Consider the following 15,327-nt stretch of genomic DNA (forward strand, 5'->3'; position numbering starts at 1 on the left):
GTTGATGTCGAATACTTATGACTCCTCAAGTATCAAGGTATTAAAAGGGCTGGACGCGGTGCGCAAGCGCCCGGGCATGTATATCGGCGATACCGATGACGGCACCGGTCTGCACCACATGGTATTCGAGGTTGTGGACAACGCTATCGACGAAGCACTCGCCGGCCACTGTAAAGAGATTCAGGTCACCATCCACGCGGATAATTCTGTGTCCGTACAGGATGATGGGCGCGGCATCCCGACCGGCATCCACGAAGAGGAAGGCGTCTCCGCGGCGGAGGTCATCATGACCGTACTCCACGCCGGCGGTAAGTTCGACGACAACTCCTACAAGGTGTCCGGCGGCCTGCATGGCGTGGGGGTGTCAGTGGTTAACGCCCTGTCCGAGAAACTTGAGCTGGTGATTCGCCGCGAAGGGAAAGTGCATGAGCAGACCTACGCCATGGGCGAACCGCAGGGGCCGCTGAAAGTCGTCGGTGAAACCGAACAGACCGGGACGATGGTGCGCTTCTGGCCAAGCTTCGCCACCTTTACCAACCACACTGAATTCCAGTATGACATTCTGGCCAAACGCCTGCGCGAGCTCTCCTTCCTGAACTCCGGCGTGGCGATCCGCCTGAGTGACAAGCGTACCGACAAGGAAGACCACTTCCACTACGAAGGCGGCATCAAGGCGTTTGTTGAGTACCTGAACAAGAACAAAACCCCGATCCACCCGAATGTGTTCTACTTCTCCACCGTGAAAGATGACATCGGCGTGGAAGTGGCGCTGCAGTGGAACGACGGTTTCCAGGAAAACATCTACTGCTTCACCAACAACATCCCGCAGCGCGACGGCGGTACGCACCTGGCCGGTTTCCGTGCCGCGATGACCCGTACCCTGAACAGCTACATGGACAAAGAGGGCTACAGCAAGAAGTCCAAGATCAGCGCCACCGGTGACGATGCGCGTGAAGGGCTGATTGCCGTGGTCTCCGTGAAAGTGCCGGACCCGAAATTCTCCTCCCAGACCAAAGACAAGCTGGTCTCCTCGGAGGTGAAATCCGCGGTTGAGTCGCTGATGAACGAGAAGCTGGTGGACTACCTGATGGAGAACCCGAACGATGCGAAAATCGTCGTCGGCAAAATCATCGACGCCGCCCGTGCGCGTGAAGCGGCGCGTAAAGCCCGTGAGATGACCCGCCGCAAGGGTGCGCTGGATCTGGCCGGCCTGCCGGGCAAACTGGCGGATTGCCAGGAGCGTGACCCGGCGCACTCCGAACTCTACCTGGTCGAGGGTGACTCCGCGGGCGGCTCCGCCAAACAGGGTCGTAACCGTAAAAACCAGGCGATCCTGCCGCTGAAAGGGAAAATCCTGAACGTGGAGAAGGCGCGCTTCGACAAGATGCTCTCTTCCCAGGAAGTTGCGACGCTGATCACCGCGCTGGGCTGCGGCATCGGCCGTGACGAATACAACCCGGACAAGCTGCGCTACCACAGCATCATTATCATGACCGATGCCGACGTCGATGGTTCGCACATCCGTACCCTGCTGCTGACCTTCTTCTACCGTCAGATGCCGGAAATCATCGAACGCGGCCATGTGTTTATCGCCCAGCCGCCGCTCTACAAGGTGAAAAAAGGCAAGCAGGAGCAGTACATCAAAGACGATGAAGCGATGGATCAGTACCAGATCGCCATCGCGCTGGACGGTGCCACGCTGCACAGCAACGCCCACGCCCCGGCCCTGGCCGGTGAGGCGCTGGAGAAGCTGGTGGCAGAGCACTACAGCGTGCAGAAGCTGATCAAGCGTATGGAACGCCGCTACCCGCGCGCCCTGCTGAATAACCTGATCTACCAGCCGACGCTGGCAGAAGGTGACCTCAGCGACCAGGCGAAAGTGCAGGCGTGGATGGAGCAGCTGGTGAATGCGCTGAACGAGAAAGAGCAGCACGGCAGCACCTACAACGCAGTGGTACGCGAAAACCGTGAGCGCCAGCTGTTTGAACCGGTGCTGCGCATCCGTACCCACGGTGTGGATACCGACTACGATCTGGACTTCGACTTCATCCACGGCGGCGAATACCGCAAACTCTGCACCCTGGGTGAGAAGCTGCGCGGCCTGATCGAAGAAGATGCCTTCATCGAACGTGGTGAGCGCCGTCAGCCGGTGGCGAGCTTCGAACAGGCACTGGAATGGCTGGTGAAAGAGTCACGCCGCGGCCTGTCGATCCAGCGCTATAAAGGGCTGGGCGAGATGAACCCGGAGCAGCTGTGGGAAACCACCATGGACCCGGAAAGCCGCCGTATGCTGCGTGTGACCGTGAAAGATGCGATCGCTGCTGACCAGCTGTTCACCACCCTGATGGGTGATGCCGTGGAACCGCGCCGTGCCTTTATTGAAGAGAATGCCCTGAAGGCGGCCAACATCGATATCTGATGCACCATCGCGGCAGGCGCAGGCTATGCGCCTGCTGCTGAGCGGTAAAACCATCCGGCCCAGGCAACTGCGGCCGGATTTTTTTTCGGAAAAACACGGGCGGCACTGTTCTATTAATGTGCGGTGAATCACGCTAGCATGGCGTGACACCTTTCCCCTGATACTGAGGACGCTATGGCTATTGAATTAATCGCAATCGATATGGACGGCACGCTGCTCAACCCGCAGCACGAGGTCACCCCGGCCGTGAAACAGGCCATAGCCGCGGCCCGCAAACAGGGCGTCCGGATCGTGCTGGCGACCGGCCGTCCCTATATCGGGGTGGAGCGTTACCTGATGCAGCTGGATTTGCAGCAGGAGGGGGAATACTGCATCACCAATAATGGCGCGCTGGTGCAGCGCGCGGTCAATGGGGAGTGTGTGGCGGAAGTGACGCTCTCATTCGATGACTACCTGTTCTTTGAGAAGCTGTCCCGTGAACTGGGCGTGCATTACCACGTGCTGACGCACTCTACGCTCTATACCGCCAACAAAGACATTAGCCCCTATACGGTGCATGAAGCCAACCTGACCGGTATGCCGTTCAAATACCGCAGCGTGGAGGAGATGGATCGCTCCCTGACGTTCCCGAAAGTGATGATGATCGATGAGCCGGAGATTCTGGATGCCGCGATCCGCCGTATCCCGGACGAGGTTAAAGCCAGCTACACCATTATGAAAAGCGCGGAGTACTATCTCGAAATCCTCAATAAACGCGTCAACAAAGGCGAAGGTGTGAAGGCGCTGGCGCAGAAGCTCAATATTCCGCGTGAGAACATCATGACGCTGGGCGATCAGGAAAATGACATCGCCATGCTGGAATACGCCGGGCTGGGGGTGGCGATGGGCAATGCGATTGATAAAGTCAAAGAGTCGGCGCAGTACATCACCAAAAACAATACGGAAGATGGCGTCGCATACGCGATTGAGAAATTTGTGCTGAATGCCTGAAAAAAGCCCGCCGGAGCGGGCTTGTTGAAAGGGTGCATGGCAGCGATGCGTTGCAACGAAGGGGCGGGCAAGCGCCCGCCCCGGTTGCCTTACCCTCAGGATTCGTAGTCCATGATGACTGCAACGTCGATTTGGTTATTTCTGAACCGCACCTCGCAGAGCGAACTGCGCGTTATCCACATAAAAATCAACAGGGTGACGCAGATAACGATCAAACAAATAACCCCACTTTTTTGCAGCATACTGGCCTCCAATTCCTTGCCTCGCGGCGGGTAAAAGGCTAACCTGATGTTGTTCATGCATCGAGATTGGCCTCACTTGATTTACATTGAGTGGGGCCTTTTCTTTGTCTGCACCGGATAACCCGGAACAGACATGTCCAGGCACCCGCCGGTAGCATACGCCTTTCTTTTTATTACGCAACGCTTTGATTATTTAGGATTTTATTTAGATAATGTCTGCGTTATGTTTCGTATGCGCGTTATTTTTTCCGGAAATAGATTGCGCCGTTTTTCCCCCTGCCTTGCGGCGTTCACAGGATCGGTTACCCTGACGCTATACGTGCAACAGGAATCCCCCTTGTGACTAACGAAACCCAACTGACCTTTGATGACCGCGGCCATCAACTGACCAATATCAATGTCTGGACGCCTGACAGCCAGTGGCTGGTGTATGACGTCCGCCCCCACGGCGGGGAATTCAGCGGCCTGACCATCGAACGGGTCAATGTGAAAGACGGCACCACCGAGGTGATCTATACCGCCCGGGACGGTGCGCATGTCGGGGTGGTGACGGTCAGCCCGGACGCGCCTGCACGCTATGCCTTTATCCACGGCCCGGAGCGGCCGGACAGCGAATGGCGTTATGACTTCCACCACCGGCGAGGCGTGATTGTCAGCGAGCCGGATCGCCGGGAGGCCGTCACGCTTGATGCCATGAGCATCACCGCCCCCTACACGCCCGGCGCGTTGCGCGGCGGCAGCCATGTGCATGTTTTCAGCCCGGACGGCAGCCGTCTCAGCTTCACCTATAACGATCATGTGCTGCATCAGCGTGACCCGGCGCTGGATCTGCGCAACGTCGGCATCGCCGTGCCGCTCCATGCCGTTGTCCCGGTGAAGCACCACCCCCGTGAATATGACGGCAGCCACTTCTGCGTGCTGGTGAGCCGCACGACGCCGCAACCGCAGCCCGGCAGTGATGAGGTCAGCCGTGCCTATGAAGAGGGTTGGGTCGGCCAGCAGGGCTATGTGAAAGAGGATGGCCGCCGCCAGCGCTGGGCGCTGGCCTTTATCGGCGATACCCGCGCGCCGTCGGGCGAGAAACTGCCGGAAGTGTTTATCGTGGATTTGCCGGAAAATGATGCTGACCTGGCGCACGCCGGTGAGATCCCGCTACAGGGCACGGAAACCGACATGCCGGCCCCGCCGCGTGGCGTGATGCAGCGGCGGCTGACTTTTACCGCCTCGCGCGCTTTCCCGGGCGTGGTCAGCCAGCCGCGGCACTGGCTGCGTGCCGCGCCGGACGGCAGTGAAATCGCCTTCCTGATGAAAGATGAGCAGGGCGTGGTGCAACTGTGGGGCATCTCGCCCAACGGCGGCGAGCCGCGCCAGATTACCCACAGCCCGTGGGCGGTGCAGTCCGCCTTCAGCTGGCGGGCCGACGGCAAAAAGCTGGCGCTGATCTGCGACAACAGCGTCATGCTGTGTGATGCCGCCACCGGCGCGCTGTCACGGCTGACCGCCCGCAGTGACGAGCCGCCACTGGGCGATGCGGTGGTGTTCTCCCCGGACGGCACCCAGGTGGCGTTTATGCGCAACATCGGGGGCCGGGCGCAACTCTTCGTCACCCACGTGCGCTGAAAAGCAGCAGGCCGGGGTGCGGTTCGGGCAACCCGGCCGGGGTTTCACGGTGATAAGCGGTCAGGGGTTCGCGGCGACCTGGGTCGCGCCGCTGGTGGCCAGGGTTCTGGCCTCACTCTGGCGGATACGTTCACGCGGCGAGTCGGGCGCTTTGTCACGCCCGGCGCGGTAGTAGTCATACGGCAGCATCAGGGTGTCCGCCACCGCGCTGAAAGGCAGGTCGACCGCCAGCAGCGGCGTCAATGCCCAGCTGGTGTCGTCACTTTTCATCATCGCCACATTGGCACGGGTACCGGGGTAATACCCCTGATCGGCGCCGGTGTGGCTCATTACGCTGGAACAGCCGGCGGTTGCCATAAATGCACAGCCGGTTGCTATCGGCAATAATGTTGTTCTTATCATAGTAATCCATCCCACGCTACGCGCTGGCCTGTCTGCTGTGTCATCAGACTTATAGCATTAGTCCGCTCTTTTTAGGTGCTTACACACAGGCACTGTGGCGGTCGTCTCATTTCAGTGTAAATCATCAGGCGGATTTCGCCGGTTTGTTTTGCGCCGCGCCAAAAAAGCGGTAAAAAAATGAAAAAAATGATCTTGAAAAGCACGGCACCGGCACCATCTTATTCTTGCGGTCAGAAAAGAGTACGCCGTCAGGGTATTCGCACCGCAGCCTGTCCATCCGGAAGGCTTTTATATTCACTCGCTGCCTGTCAGGAGAAGAAAATGCGTAATTATGATCTTGCCCCGTTATACCGTTCCGCCATCGGCTTTGACCGTCTGTTTAATCTGATCGAGTCCGGCCAGAATCAGGGCGGCGGTTACCCCCCTTACAATGTCGAGCTGGTTGACGAAAACCACTACCGTATCGCCATCGCCGTGGCCGGTTTTGCTGATGACGAACTGGATATCACCGCCCATGACAACCTGCTGGTGGTGAAAGGCGCGCGGGCCAATCCGCCGGCTGACCGCACCTATTTATATCAGGGCATTGCCGAGCGCAATTTCGAGCGTAAATTCCAGCTGGCCGAACATATTCAGGTAAAAGGCGCCAATATGGAAAACGGTTTACTGTTTATCGACCTGGAACGTATTGTGCCGGAAACCCTGAAACCACGCCGGATTGAAATTAAATAAGCCAGCGAAGGTTTACCGGTTATATATGACATGGTGATGACATTCTCTGGCGGTAATTTCATAACGAATTAATTCCGTCAGGAAAACATCACCTGTACAGCCTGTTATTGTCTATTTCCATCAGCCTGCCGTCAGGAGGCTGCCCGGTTTACCGGGAATATCATCTCGCTTCATAGAAGGAGTTTTAGTATGCGTAACTACGATCTGTCCCCTTTACTGCGTCAGTGGATTGGCTTCGACAAACTGGCCAGCTCCATGCAGGGCGGCCCGGACGCCCAGGGCTTCCCGCCCTATAACATCGAAAAAAGCGATGACAACCACTACCGCATCTCACTGGCGCTGGCCGGCTTCAAACAGGATGAACTGGATATTGAAGTCGAAGGCCCGCGGCTGACCGTGCGCGGCACGCCGACACCGCCGAAAAAAGAGGTGCAGTACCTGCATCAGGGCCTGATCTGCAAAGAGTTCAGCCTGAGCTTTACGCTGGCGGAGCATATGCAGGTGACGCAGGCGGAGTTTACCAACGGCCTGCTGCACATCGACCTGGTGCGTGAAGTGCCGGCCGAGCTTCAGCCGCAGCGTATCGCCATCGGCAACAGCAGCAGCCAGAGCCGCCCGGCGCTGGAAAACCAGCAAAGCTGATGCCTGCCTGAGCAGCGCACAAAAAAAGGGAGAGCCGTGAGGCTCTCCCTTTTTTATGGCTTGATGGCGTGCGCACTCAGCCTTCGGCGTGGGCGCGTTCGACCTCTTCCGCTAGGATCGCGACGCCGCGCTCAATTACTGCCGGGTCCGGCACATAGTTCATGCGCATACACTGGTGGGTGTGCGGCCACTCGTGCTCCAGCCCCGGGAAGAAGTAGTTGCCCGGCACCATCAGCACCCCGCGCTGTTTCAGGCGCTGGTAGAGCGTTTCGGTGGTGATCGGCAGGTCTTTAAACCAGAGCCAGAGGAAAATTGCCCCCTCCGGTTTATGGATCAGGCAGCGATCTTCCGGCAAATAGCGGCGCAGAATCTCAATCGTGTGGTGTACGCGCTCGAAGTAGAACGGGCGGATCACCTCGTCCGAGAGCCGCAGCAGATCGCCGCGCTCAATCATCTCTGCGGCAATCGCCGGGCCGATGCCGCCCGGTGCCAGGCTGATGATGCCGTTCATATTGCTGATGGCGGTGATCACCTTCTCATCAGCAATCACGATGCCGCAGCGCGCACCCGGCAGGCCGAGTTTTGACAGGCTCATGCAGAGGATGGTGTTCGGGTTCCACAGCGGCGTGGCTTCGCTGAAGATGATGCCCGGGAACGGCACACCGTAGGCGTTATCGATCAGCAGCGGCACATCGTGCTGTTGTGCCAGCGCATCCAGCCGCATCAGCTCCTCATCGGTCAGCACGTTGCCGGTGGGGTTGGTGGGGCGGGAGACGCAGATCACGCCGATGTCATCGGTGATGTTCAAATGATCAAAATCGACATGATATTTGAACAGCCCGCCCGGCAGCAGCTCGATGGTGGGCTTGGTGGAGACGAACAGATCCTCATCCAGCCCGGCATCGGCATAGCCCAGGTATTCCGGGGCGAGCGGGAACAGCACGCGGCTCATGGTGCCGTCAGCGCGGCGGCCGGCAAACAGATTAAACAGGTAGAAGAAGGCGCTTTGGCTGCCGTTGGTCAGGGCGATATTTTTCGGCGAGATCTCCCAGCCCAGCTCTTCGCGCAGCATGGCCGAGAGCGCCCGCAGCAGCGCATCTTTGCCCTGCGGGCCGTCATAGTTGCACAACGCCTCATTCAGTTTGCCCTGCGCCAGCATCTCCTGAAACAGCTCCTGGAAATAGGTCTGCATTGCCGGGATCTGCGCCGGGTTGCCGCCGCCCAGCATCACCGCGCCCGGCGTACGCAGGCCGTCATTCATGTCGCCCATCAGGCGGGTGATACCGGAGAACCGGGTAAATTTTTCGCCAAAACGTGAAAACTTCATACAATGCTAATCAGTTGTTATCGGTGTGTGGTGATTCACCTTAACGCTACTGAGGGGCCGGTGCAATCAGTGTGCGGTTTCGGCGGCCACACCCTTTTCCAGGTAACGGCTCAGGGGGCGGGGTTGCCCGCCCACACCACCATCACCCGGTCGCGGTCTGCGGTACGGCTAAAGGCGAAATAGCCTTTATCCGGCATCAATTGCTGCTGCCCGCTGCCGATTGCCGGGTGGCGCGCCCGGAACTGCGCCACTTTCTGCCAGTGCGCCAGCAGCGCCGCATGGGTTTCTTCCTGCAAGGCCGCCCAGTTCATGCCGGAGCGGGTGCCCTGAATCGGATCGGAGCCGGTCGCGCCGAACGGGCGGGCGCTCTCATCGCCGTAATAGATCTGCACCGCGCCGGGGGCCAGCAGCAGCAGGTCAGCGGCCCGCTGCTGCGCGCGCAGGTCACCTTTGGCGTCCTCATTGAAAAACAGCCGCGTATCGTGCGAGGAGAGGTAGCTCAGTACATTGAACTCCTGCAATTTGTCTGCCATCTGCTGGTAAACCGGGCCGATCTGCGCATAACAGCCCAGCGCCTTCGCCGCCTGATCCTGGAAATCGAAGTTAATCATGGCGTCGAAACCGTGCTGGTAGTAATCGCTTTTCAGCACGCCGTGGCCCCAGGCTTCGCCGGTCATCCAGAACGGGGCGTTGTCCGGTGCCTGTTGCGGGTGTGCCGCCTTCCACGCGGCCAGGGCGGCGGTGGCCTGCTGCTTGAGCTGCGCCAGCGTGGCCTTGTCGACATGTTTGGCGGTATCGACGCGGAACCCATCGATGCCGTAATCGCGCACCCATTGGCTGAGCCAGTGGGTCAGGTAGTCACGCGGCGTCGCGCCGGGGATCTCGCGGGCGGCGCTGTCCGGTTTATGGCGGTAGAACAGCGGCAGCCCGGCAGCCGTGGTGGATTCGGTTTTAATGTCCGGCAGGAACGCCAGTGACATGGTCTGGTCATCGTAACCCGGGGCGTCATAGTCGCCGATGTCGGTGCGGATCCAGTTTTTCCCCCACCAGTTAGCCCAGCCCGCCTTGTCGCTGAAGTTGATGTAATCGTTGAAGCTGTGCCAGGTCTGCCCTTTGCCGGGCGTCCAGTCCGTCCAGCGTTTGCCCAGAATCGTCTCCCGTTCCGCCTCCTTCAGGTAGAGCGCACCGAACCCGAACTGCTGCATATCGGCCAGGGTGGCGTACCCGGCGTGGTTGACCACCACATCAAACAGGATGCGGATGCCGCGCCGGTGCGCCTCCTCCACCAGCCGCTTCAGGTCATTTTCGTCGCCCATGTTGGCGTCGAGCCGTGTCCAGTCCAGCGTGTAGTAGCCGTGGTAGGCGTAATGGGGGAAATCCCCTTTGGTGCCGCCGCCAACCCAGCCGTGGATCTGCTCCAGCGGCGAGCTGATCCAGAGTGCGTTGACGCCGAGCTGTTGCAGGTAGCCGAGTTTCTGCGTCAGCCCTGCCAGGTCGCCGCCGTGGAAGGTGCCGATCTCCTGTTTACCGTCTGAACGGCGGCCATAGCTATGGTCGTTGGCCGGGTTGCCGTTGGCGAAGCGGTCGGTCAGCACAAAATAGACCGTGGCGTTGTGCCAGCTGAAGGGCGCGGCCGCCGGGCTGTCCGCCGCCTCCAGTAACAGCAGGCCGCCGCTGTGGGCGGCAGGCAGCAGGGTGACATGGCCGCCGGTGACCTGCTCCGTCTGGCCGGAATAGGCGTCGCGCACCGTTTCTCCCTCCCGGAACAGCGGGCTGACCGCCACCCGCAGCGGGTTGCCGTCCCAGCGCGGGCAGGTGGCGATCGGCGCGGCGGCCGGGGCGGCGCTTTCCGCAATGGTCAGCCGCAGGGTCGGCGTGCCACTGCGCATATCCACCTCAGCCTGATAGTGCCCGTCCCGGAACCGCCGCCACGCGGGCGCTTCTGTCTCTCCGCAGGGTTGCAGGGAGAGCGTCTGGTTAAGCCTGACCGGTTCCACCGGTTGCCAGCAACGGCCATCCTGCTGGAGCTGTAACGGCTGCTGCCCCTTTTTCAGGTCAGCCTGGCTGGTAAAGAGGCCGGCAGGGCGCTCATTGAGCGGGGGAAAACCCGGCAGGCTCCATTGGGCGAGGGCGGAAAACGGCAACAGCAGGGCGAGGGCGAGCGGCGTGGGTTTCATGGCGATCCATCTTCCTTGTGCGAAAAAGCGGGAAAGGGCCATGACAGTGTGCGGATTGCAGAGAAATCCGCCTCCTCCCCGGCGTAAATCGCGGTGGAGGAGGCGGGAGGAGGAGTTATTTTTTGAGCACTTCCGGGTTAACGCAGAACTCTTTGACCTCACCAGTCAGCGCGGCGATCAGGTTATCCACGGCACAGGCCGCCATGCCGTAGCGGGTTTCATGGGTCGCGGAGCCGATGTGCGGCAGCGCCACCACGTTCGGCATTTTCAGCAACGGGGAGTCTTTCGGCAGCGGCTCCTGCTCAAATACATCCAGCCCGGCGGCGTGGATCACGCCGTTTTGCAGCGCCTCGATCAGCGCCTCTTCATCCACTACCGGGCCGCGCCCGGCGTTGACCAGAATGGCGCTGGATTTCATCTTCGCCAGCTGCTCGCGGCTGATCATATGGAAGGTTTCATCGGTGTGCGGCAGGCTGATGCAGAGGAAATCGGACTCAGACAGCAGCGTGTCGAGGTCACAGCGGCGCGCGTTGAAGCTGTTTTCCGCCTCGGCGTGCTGGCGGCGGGCGGTGTAGAGGATCGGCATATCGAAGCCGAGGTGGGCGCGTTTCGCCAGCGCCAGGCCGATGCGGCCCATGCCCAGGATGCCCATGGTTTTGTGGTGCACGTCCACGCCGAACCAGTCCGCGCCGATGCTGCCGTTCCACTCACCGGCTTTGACGCGCTCAGCGGATTCCACCGCGCGGCGGGCGGTCGCCAGCACCAGGGTCATCATGGTGTCGGCCACGGTGTCGGTCAGCACCGTCGGGGTATGCATCAGCGGAATGCCGCGGCGGGTCAGCTCTTCGACATCAAAATTATCGAAGCCCACGGAAATGGTAGAAACACCGCGCAGGCGCGGCGCGTGGTCCAGCAACTCTTTATCTACCTTGCCGTTTGAGCCAATCAGCCCCTCCGCCTGTTGCAGGGCATCCAGGATCTGGGGGCGGGTGGTGCTGTTCATTCCGTTGAATTCAATGACATTGAAATGCTGGTCAAGGCGCTGGCGCAGATCGGCAGGAAGTTTTTTATACAGGACGATGGATGGCTTCATTGCACACTCCGGCAAATAGGTTGTTGTAGAAGGGATTCTTCAAAATAGCACAACCTCCGCGCGGGACGATTGGGCGTTTGCCACAATGTTGCGCGGAGGTTAACAAATTGGATCAATCAGGCAGCCTGGGCGTGCGGTTGCCTGGGCGTGGGTTTCACCACCAGCGTCAGCACCACAGAGACCAGCAGGGCAATGGCCATAAACATGTAGGACGCGGCCGGGGTGCCGGTGGCCCCGTTCAGGTAGCCCACGAACCAGGAACCGAAGAACGAGCCGAGCGCGCCCATGCTGTTGATCAGTGCCATCGCGCCGCCCGCCACGTTACGCGGCAGCATCTCCGGGATGATGGCGAAGAACGGGCCGTAAGGGGCGTACATCGCCGCACCGGCCACCACCAGCAGGCCATAGGAGACCCAGAAGTGGTTGGCACCGACCAGGTAAGAGCCGAGGAACGCCAGCGCGCCAATCAGCAGCAGCGGCCAGACGAACAGTTTGCGGTTCTGCATTTTGTCCGACAGCCAGGAGACCACGATCATCGCGACCGTCGCGGCGAGGTACGGCCCGGCCGAGAGCCAGCCCGCTTCCACCATGCCCATCTCCATGCCGCTGCGCAGGATAGACGGCAGCCAGAGCACAAACCCATACACGCCGATACTCCAGGCGAAATACTGGATGCAGAGCAGAATCACATTGCGCGAACGGAACGCCTCGCCGTAGTTACGCACCGCTTTAATGCCTTCCTGCTCTTTCTGCAATTGTGCTTCCAGCGCCGCTTTCTCTTCGTTGCTCAGCCAGGTGGCCTGCGACGGTTTGTCCTTCACCAGCACCCACCAGCAGAAGGCCCAGATCACCGCCGGGATACCCTCGATGATGAACATTTCACGCCAGCCGAACGCGTGGATCAGGTAGCCGGAGACCACCGACATCCAGAGCACCGTCACCGGGTTACCGAGGATCAGGAAGGTGTTGGCGCGTGAGCGCTCCGACTTGGTGAACCAGTTACTGATGTAGATCAGCATTGCCGGCATCACGGCCGCTTCCACCACACCCAGCACAAAGCGGATGGCCGCCAGCATCGGGATGTTGCTCACTACCCCGGTCAGGGAGGCGCAGCCGCCCCAGACAATCAGCGACCAGAAGATCAGCTTTTTCACGCTGCGGCGTTCGGCATAGATCGCGCCGGGGATCTGGAAGAAGAAGTAACCGAGGAAGAACAGCGCCCCCAACAGGGAGGAGATGCCCTTGGTTACGCCGAGATCCTCATTGATACCGGCCGCCGAGGCAAAGCTGAAGTTAGCGCGATCGAGGTACGCCAGGCTGTAAGTGATAAACACGATCGGCATGATGTACCACCAGCGTTTGGCGGCTATTTTGGCTTCGTTCATGTTCTGGTCCTTTATCAGGTCGGAGCATTCACTGCATATCTGTGTAGGGCAGAGGTCGTGATGCTCAGGAATAGGGTATGTGTTCTGTTATCGGATGAACGCCTGCAAGGGGTTAATCACGCCGTTATTCACCCAGCGCAGCACGGGTCGGCAGCCCTTCACTGTCGCCCACCGCCTGTACCGCCAGGCTGCCGATCTTATTGCCGCGTTCTACTGCCCGGTACAGCGGCAGCCCTTCGAGCAGGGCGCTGATCACCCCGACGGCGAAGCCGTCACCGGCACCCACAGTATCTACTACATTCTCCACGCGACAGGCCGGAACAGTGGCCTGTTCGCCGTCAGCACTTTTAAACCAGGCCCCGTCCGCACCGAGTTTGATCACCACCGCTTTCACACCGCGTGACAGGTAGAAATCGGCGATCTCCTCCGGCGTCTGTTTACCGGTGAGGATCTGGCCCTCTTTCAGCCCCGGCAATACCCAGTCGGCCTGGAAGGCCAGCTCATTGAGCGCCTCGACCATCGCCGCCTCGCTGGGCCACAGCACCGGCCGCAGGTTAGGGTCGAAGGAAATGGTTTTCCCCATCTGGCGCATCGCCTTGGCGGCATGGCGGGCCAGCGCCAGCGAGCTTTGAGACAGCGCCGCCGCCACGCCGCTCAGGTGCAGGTGGCGCGCCGCGCCGAAATAGTCCGGGTTGAAGTCCTCAGGCGAGAGGTGGCTGGCGGCAGACCCTTTGCGGAAATATTCCACCGTGGGATCGGTGCCATCCAACCGCTTGTCTTTTAACTGGAAACCGGTGGGGTAGTGCGGGTCTACCGTGACCTGCCCGCTGTTGATCTGCTCTTTTTCCAGCTGTTGCAGCGTATAGCGGCCAAAGGAGTCGTTGCCGACCCGGCTGGCCCAGCCCACTTTCAGCCCCAGGCGCGCCAGGCCGATGGCCACATTCAGCTCCGCCCCGGCGATGCGCTTGGTGAAGTGCTCTGCCGCGGCCAGGTCGCCGGGCTGGTCGGCAACAAACATCGCCATCGCTTCACCAAAGGTCACGGCGTCCAGCGGGGTTACCGCATTGTTTTCAATCGTCATTCTTTACTCCGCGCGCAGCAGGTCAACATAGTGGCGGGTGACGGCAACCAGGTCGTCGCCCTCCAGGGGGAATTCGATGCCGCGGGGGGCATCTTCCGGCAGGCGGGTCAACAGCTCGCGCCACTGGCCGTCGCTGTTGTCCAGCGCCACCGCGTGCCATTTTCCGGCGCGCTGCGTTGCGGCTTTCACATGCACATAGGTGACGTGGTCGGCCAGCGTGTCCGCCGCGCAGTGCGGTGCCTGGCCGACCCAGTGCCAGTTGCCCATGTCGAAGGTCATGCCGATCGGCAGCGCGGCATCCGCCGCCGCACGCAGGAATGCGCTCATCGGCAGCAGCAGGCCGCAGTCCGGCGTCTGGTCATTTTCCACCACCAGCCGCACCGGCTGGGCATCCAGCAGCGCTTTCAGCGCCCGCAGGCTGGTGCAGGGGCGGTAGTGGCCCAGCGAAAGCTTCATCACCCGCGCGCCCAGTTGCTGCGCCTCCAGGAAGAAGCTCTCCAGCTGCGGGTGGCAGGTGCCGTCCTCACAAAACAGCGCCTCAGGCACTGAATAGACGCACCCGAGCTGATGCTGGGCGATGTCGTCCCCCAGCGCCGGGAGCTGATCCAGTGACAGGCGGTCAAACAGCTCGCGGCGAATCTCCACGCTGTCGGCTCCGGCCTGTGCGATCACCGGCAACAACGCGGCCTGGCCGCCCAGCTCACGCACGCGATCGCTGCCGTAAGCTGCTGTCACTACTACAATTTCTCTGGTCATTTCTGTTCCTCGTTGGCGGAATGTCCGCCGCACTCAACCCTGATGAACGGTTAACGTTCAAAAACCGGCCGTTGATGTTAATAATACGTTAGGTGGAACCGGTTCCAGTGGAAAGCGGTGAAATGTCAATTTACGATCGCCGTCACAGACTTCGTTGAATCAGATAAACGGTTTTACAGAGCTCTCATTTATTCTGTTTTGGGATAAATAGCGGGAAAGGGTGCATGTCATCAATTTATGCAGACGAGTATCAGCTGTTGATCAAACTATTACGGGCCGCAAGGCGTGAGAAAGGGCTGACCCAGCAACAGCTGGCGTCAGCGTTGAAGCGGCCACCGTCTTTTATCGCGAAAGTGGAAAACGGTGAAAGGCGGTTGGACGTGATCGAGTTTGCGCATTTCGCCCGTTTGCTTTCACTGGAACCCGCCGGGGTGTTGGAAACGGTGATGAAGGGCGTCTGA

The 15,327-nt window shown here is 60.2% G+C and carries 14 protein-coding genes; 6 read left to right on the forward strand and 8 right to left on the reverse strand.

The annotated features are described in order from the left end of the window. The first annotated feature begins 4 nt into the window (after window positions 1-4). Complete coding sequence (gene gyrB / locus CYR32_RS11005; protein ID WP_101824445.1) at window positions 5-2,419, forward strand: DNA topoisomerase (ATP-hydrolyzing) subunit B; 2,415 nt, start codon at window positions 5-7, stop codon at window positions 2,417-2,419. 174 nt (window positions 2,420-2,593) lie between these two features. After that, window positions 2,594-3,409, forward strand: coding sequence for a sugar-phosphatase (gene yidA, locus CYR32_RS11010; protein WP_101824446.1), 816 nt, complete (start codon window positions 2,594-2,596; stop codon window positions 3,407-3,409). Between the two features lie 95 nt (window positions 3,410-3,504). Here the strand turns inward: yidA and CYR32_RS11015 are convergent, their stop codons facing one another. Then, entirely contained in the window at window positions 3,505-3,708 is a 204-nt protein-coding gene (locus tag CYR32_RS11015) for a Hok/Gef family protein (RefSeq protein ID WP_101824447.1), read from the reverse strand. A 282-nt stretch (window positions 3,709-3,990) separates the two neighbouring features. On the opposite strand from CYR32_RS11015, the gene CYR32_RS11020 reads away from it, so the two are divergent. Then, on the forward strand, window positions 3,991-5,271 hold the full coding sequence (locus tag CYR32_RS11020) for a YidR family protein (RefSeq protein ID WP_420912831.1): 1,281 nt from the start codon (window positions 3,991-3,993) through the stop codon (window positions 5,269-5,271). Between the two features lie 60 nt (window positions 5,272-5,331). Here the strand turns inward: CYR32_RS11020 and CYR32_RS11025 are convergent, their stop codons facing one another. Then, complete coding sequence (locus CYR32_RS11025) at window positions 5,332-5,673, reverse strand: YceK/YidQ family lipoprotein (RefSeq protein ID WP_165698227.1); 342 nt, start codon at window positions 5,671-5,673, stop codon at window positions 5,332-5,334. 321 nt (window positions 5,674-5,994) lie between these two features. On the opposite strand from CYR32_RS11025, the gene ibpA reads away from it, so the two are divergent. Continuing rightward, on the forward strand, window positions 5,995-6,405 hold the full coding sequence (gene ibpA / locus CYR32_RS11030) for a small heat shock chaperone IbpA (RefSeq protein WP_101824449.1): 411 nt from the start codon (window positions 5,995-5,997) through the stop codon (window positions 6,403-6,405). A 189-nt stretch (window positions 6,406-6,594) separates the two neighbouring features. Then, window positions 6,595-7,047: a small heat shock chaperone IbpB gene (ibpB, locus tag CYR32_RS11035; RefSeq protein WP_101824450.1), complete on the forward strand. Its 453-nt coding sequence runs from the start codon at window positions 6,595-6,597 to the stop codon at window positions 7,045-7,047. Window positions 7,048-7,123: 76 nt separating this feature from the next. On the opposite strand, the gene CYR32_RS11040 is transcribed toward ibpB, so the two are convergent. The 6 genes from CYR32_RS11040 to CYR32_RS11065 all read right to left on the reverse strand — a co-directional run bounded on the left by CYR32_RS11040 (window position 7,124) and on the right by CYR32_RS11065 (window position 14,866). Then, window positions 7,124-8,374: a valine--pyruvate transaminase gene (locus CYR32_RS11040; RefSeq protein WP_101824451.1), complete on the reverse strand. Its 1,251-nt coding sequence runs from the start codon at window positions 8,372-8,374 to the stop codon at window positions 7,124-7,126. A gap of 110 nt (window positions 8,375-8,484) precedes the next feature. After that, the gene (locus CYR32_RS11045) at window positions 8,485-10,551 is read right to left on the reverse strand and encodes an alpha-amylase (protein ID WP_101824452.1); all 2,067 of its coding nucleotides are present in this window, start codon (window positions 10,549-10,551) and stop codon (window positions 8,485-8,487) included. 115 nt (window positions 10,552-10,666) lie between these two features. After that, entirely contained in the window at window positions 10,667-11,644 is a 978-nt protein-coding gene (gene ghrB / locus CYR32_RS11050; protein ID WP_101824453.1) for a glyoxylate/hydroxypyruvate reductase GhrB, read from the reverse strand. A 116-nt stretch (window positions 11,645-11,760) separates the two neighbouring features. Continuing rightward, window positions 11,761-13,029, reverse strand: a complete 1,269-nt coding sequence (locus CYR32_RS11055; protein ID WP_101824454.1) for an MFS transporter — start codon at window positions 13,027-13,029, stop codon at window positions 11,761-11,763. 124 nt (window positions 13,030-13,153) lie between these two features. Continuing rightward, window positions 13,154-14,110: a sugar kinase gene (locus tag CYR32_RS11060; RefSeq protein ID WP_101824455.1), complete on the reverse strand. Its 957-nt coding sequence runs from the start codon at window positions 14,108-14,110 to the stop codon at window positions 13,154-13,156. A 3-nt stretch (window positions 14,111-14,113) separates the two neighbouring features. Beyond that, window positions 14,114-14,866, reverse strand: coding sequence for a sugar phosphate isomerase/epimerase family protein (locus tag CYR32_RS11065; protein WP_101824456.1), 753 nt, complete (start codon window positions 14,864-14,866; stop codon window positions 14,114-14,116). Window positions 14,867-15,090: 224 nt separating this feature from the next. Here CYR32_RS11065 and CYR32_RS11070 point away from each other — a divergent pair, with 224 nt between their 5' ends. Further along, on the forward strand, window positions 15,091-15,327 hold the full coding sequence (locus tag CYR32_RS11070; protein ID WP_101824457.1) for a helix-turn-helix domain-containing protein: 237 nt from the start codon (window positions 15,091-15,093) through the stop codon (window positions 15,325-15,327).

Source organism: Chimaeribacter coloradensis (genome assembly GCF_002858715.1).
Classification (GTDB): domain Bacteria; phylum Pseudomonadota; class Gammaproteobacteria; order Enterobacterales; family Enterobacteriaceae; genus Chimaeribacter; species Chimaeribacter coloradensis.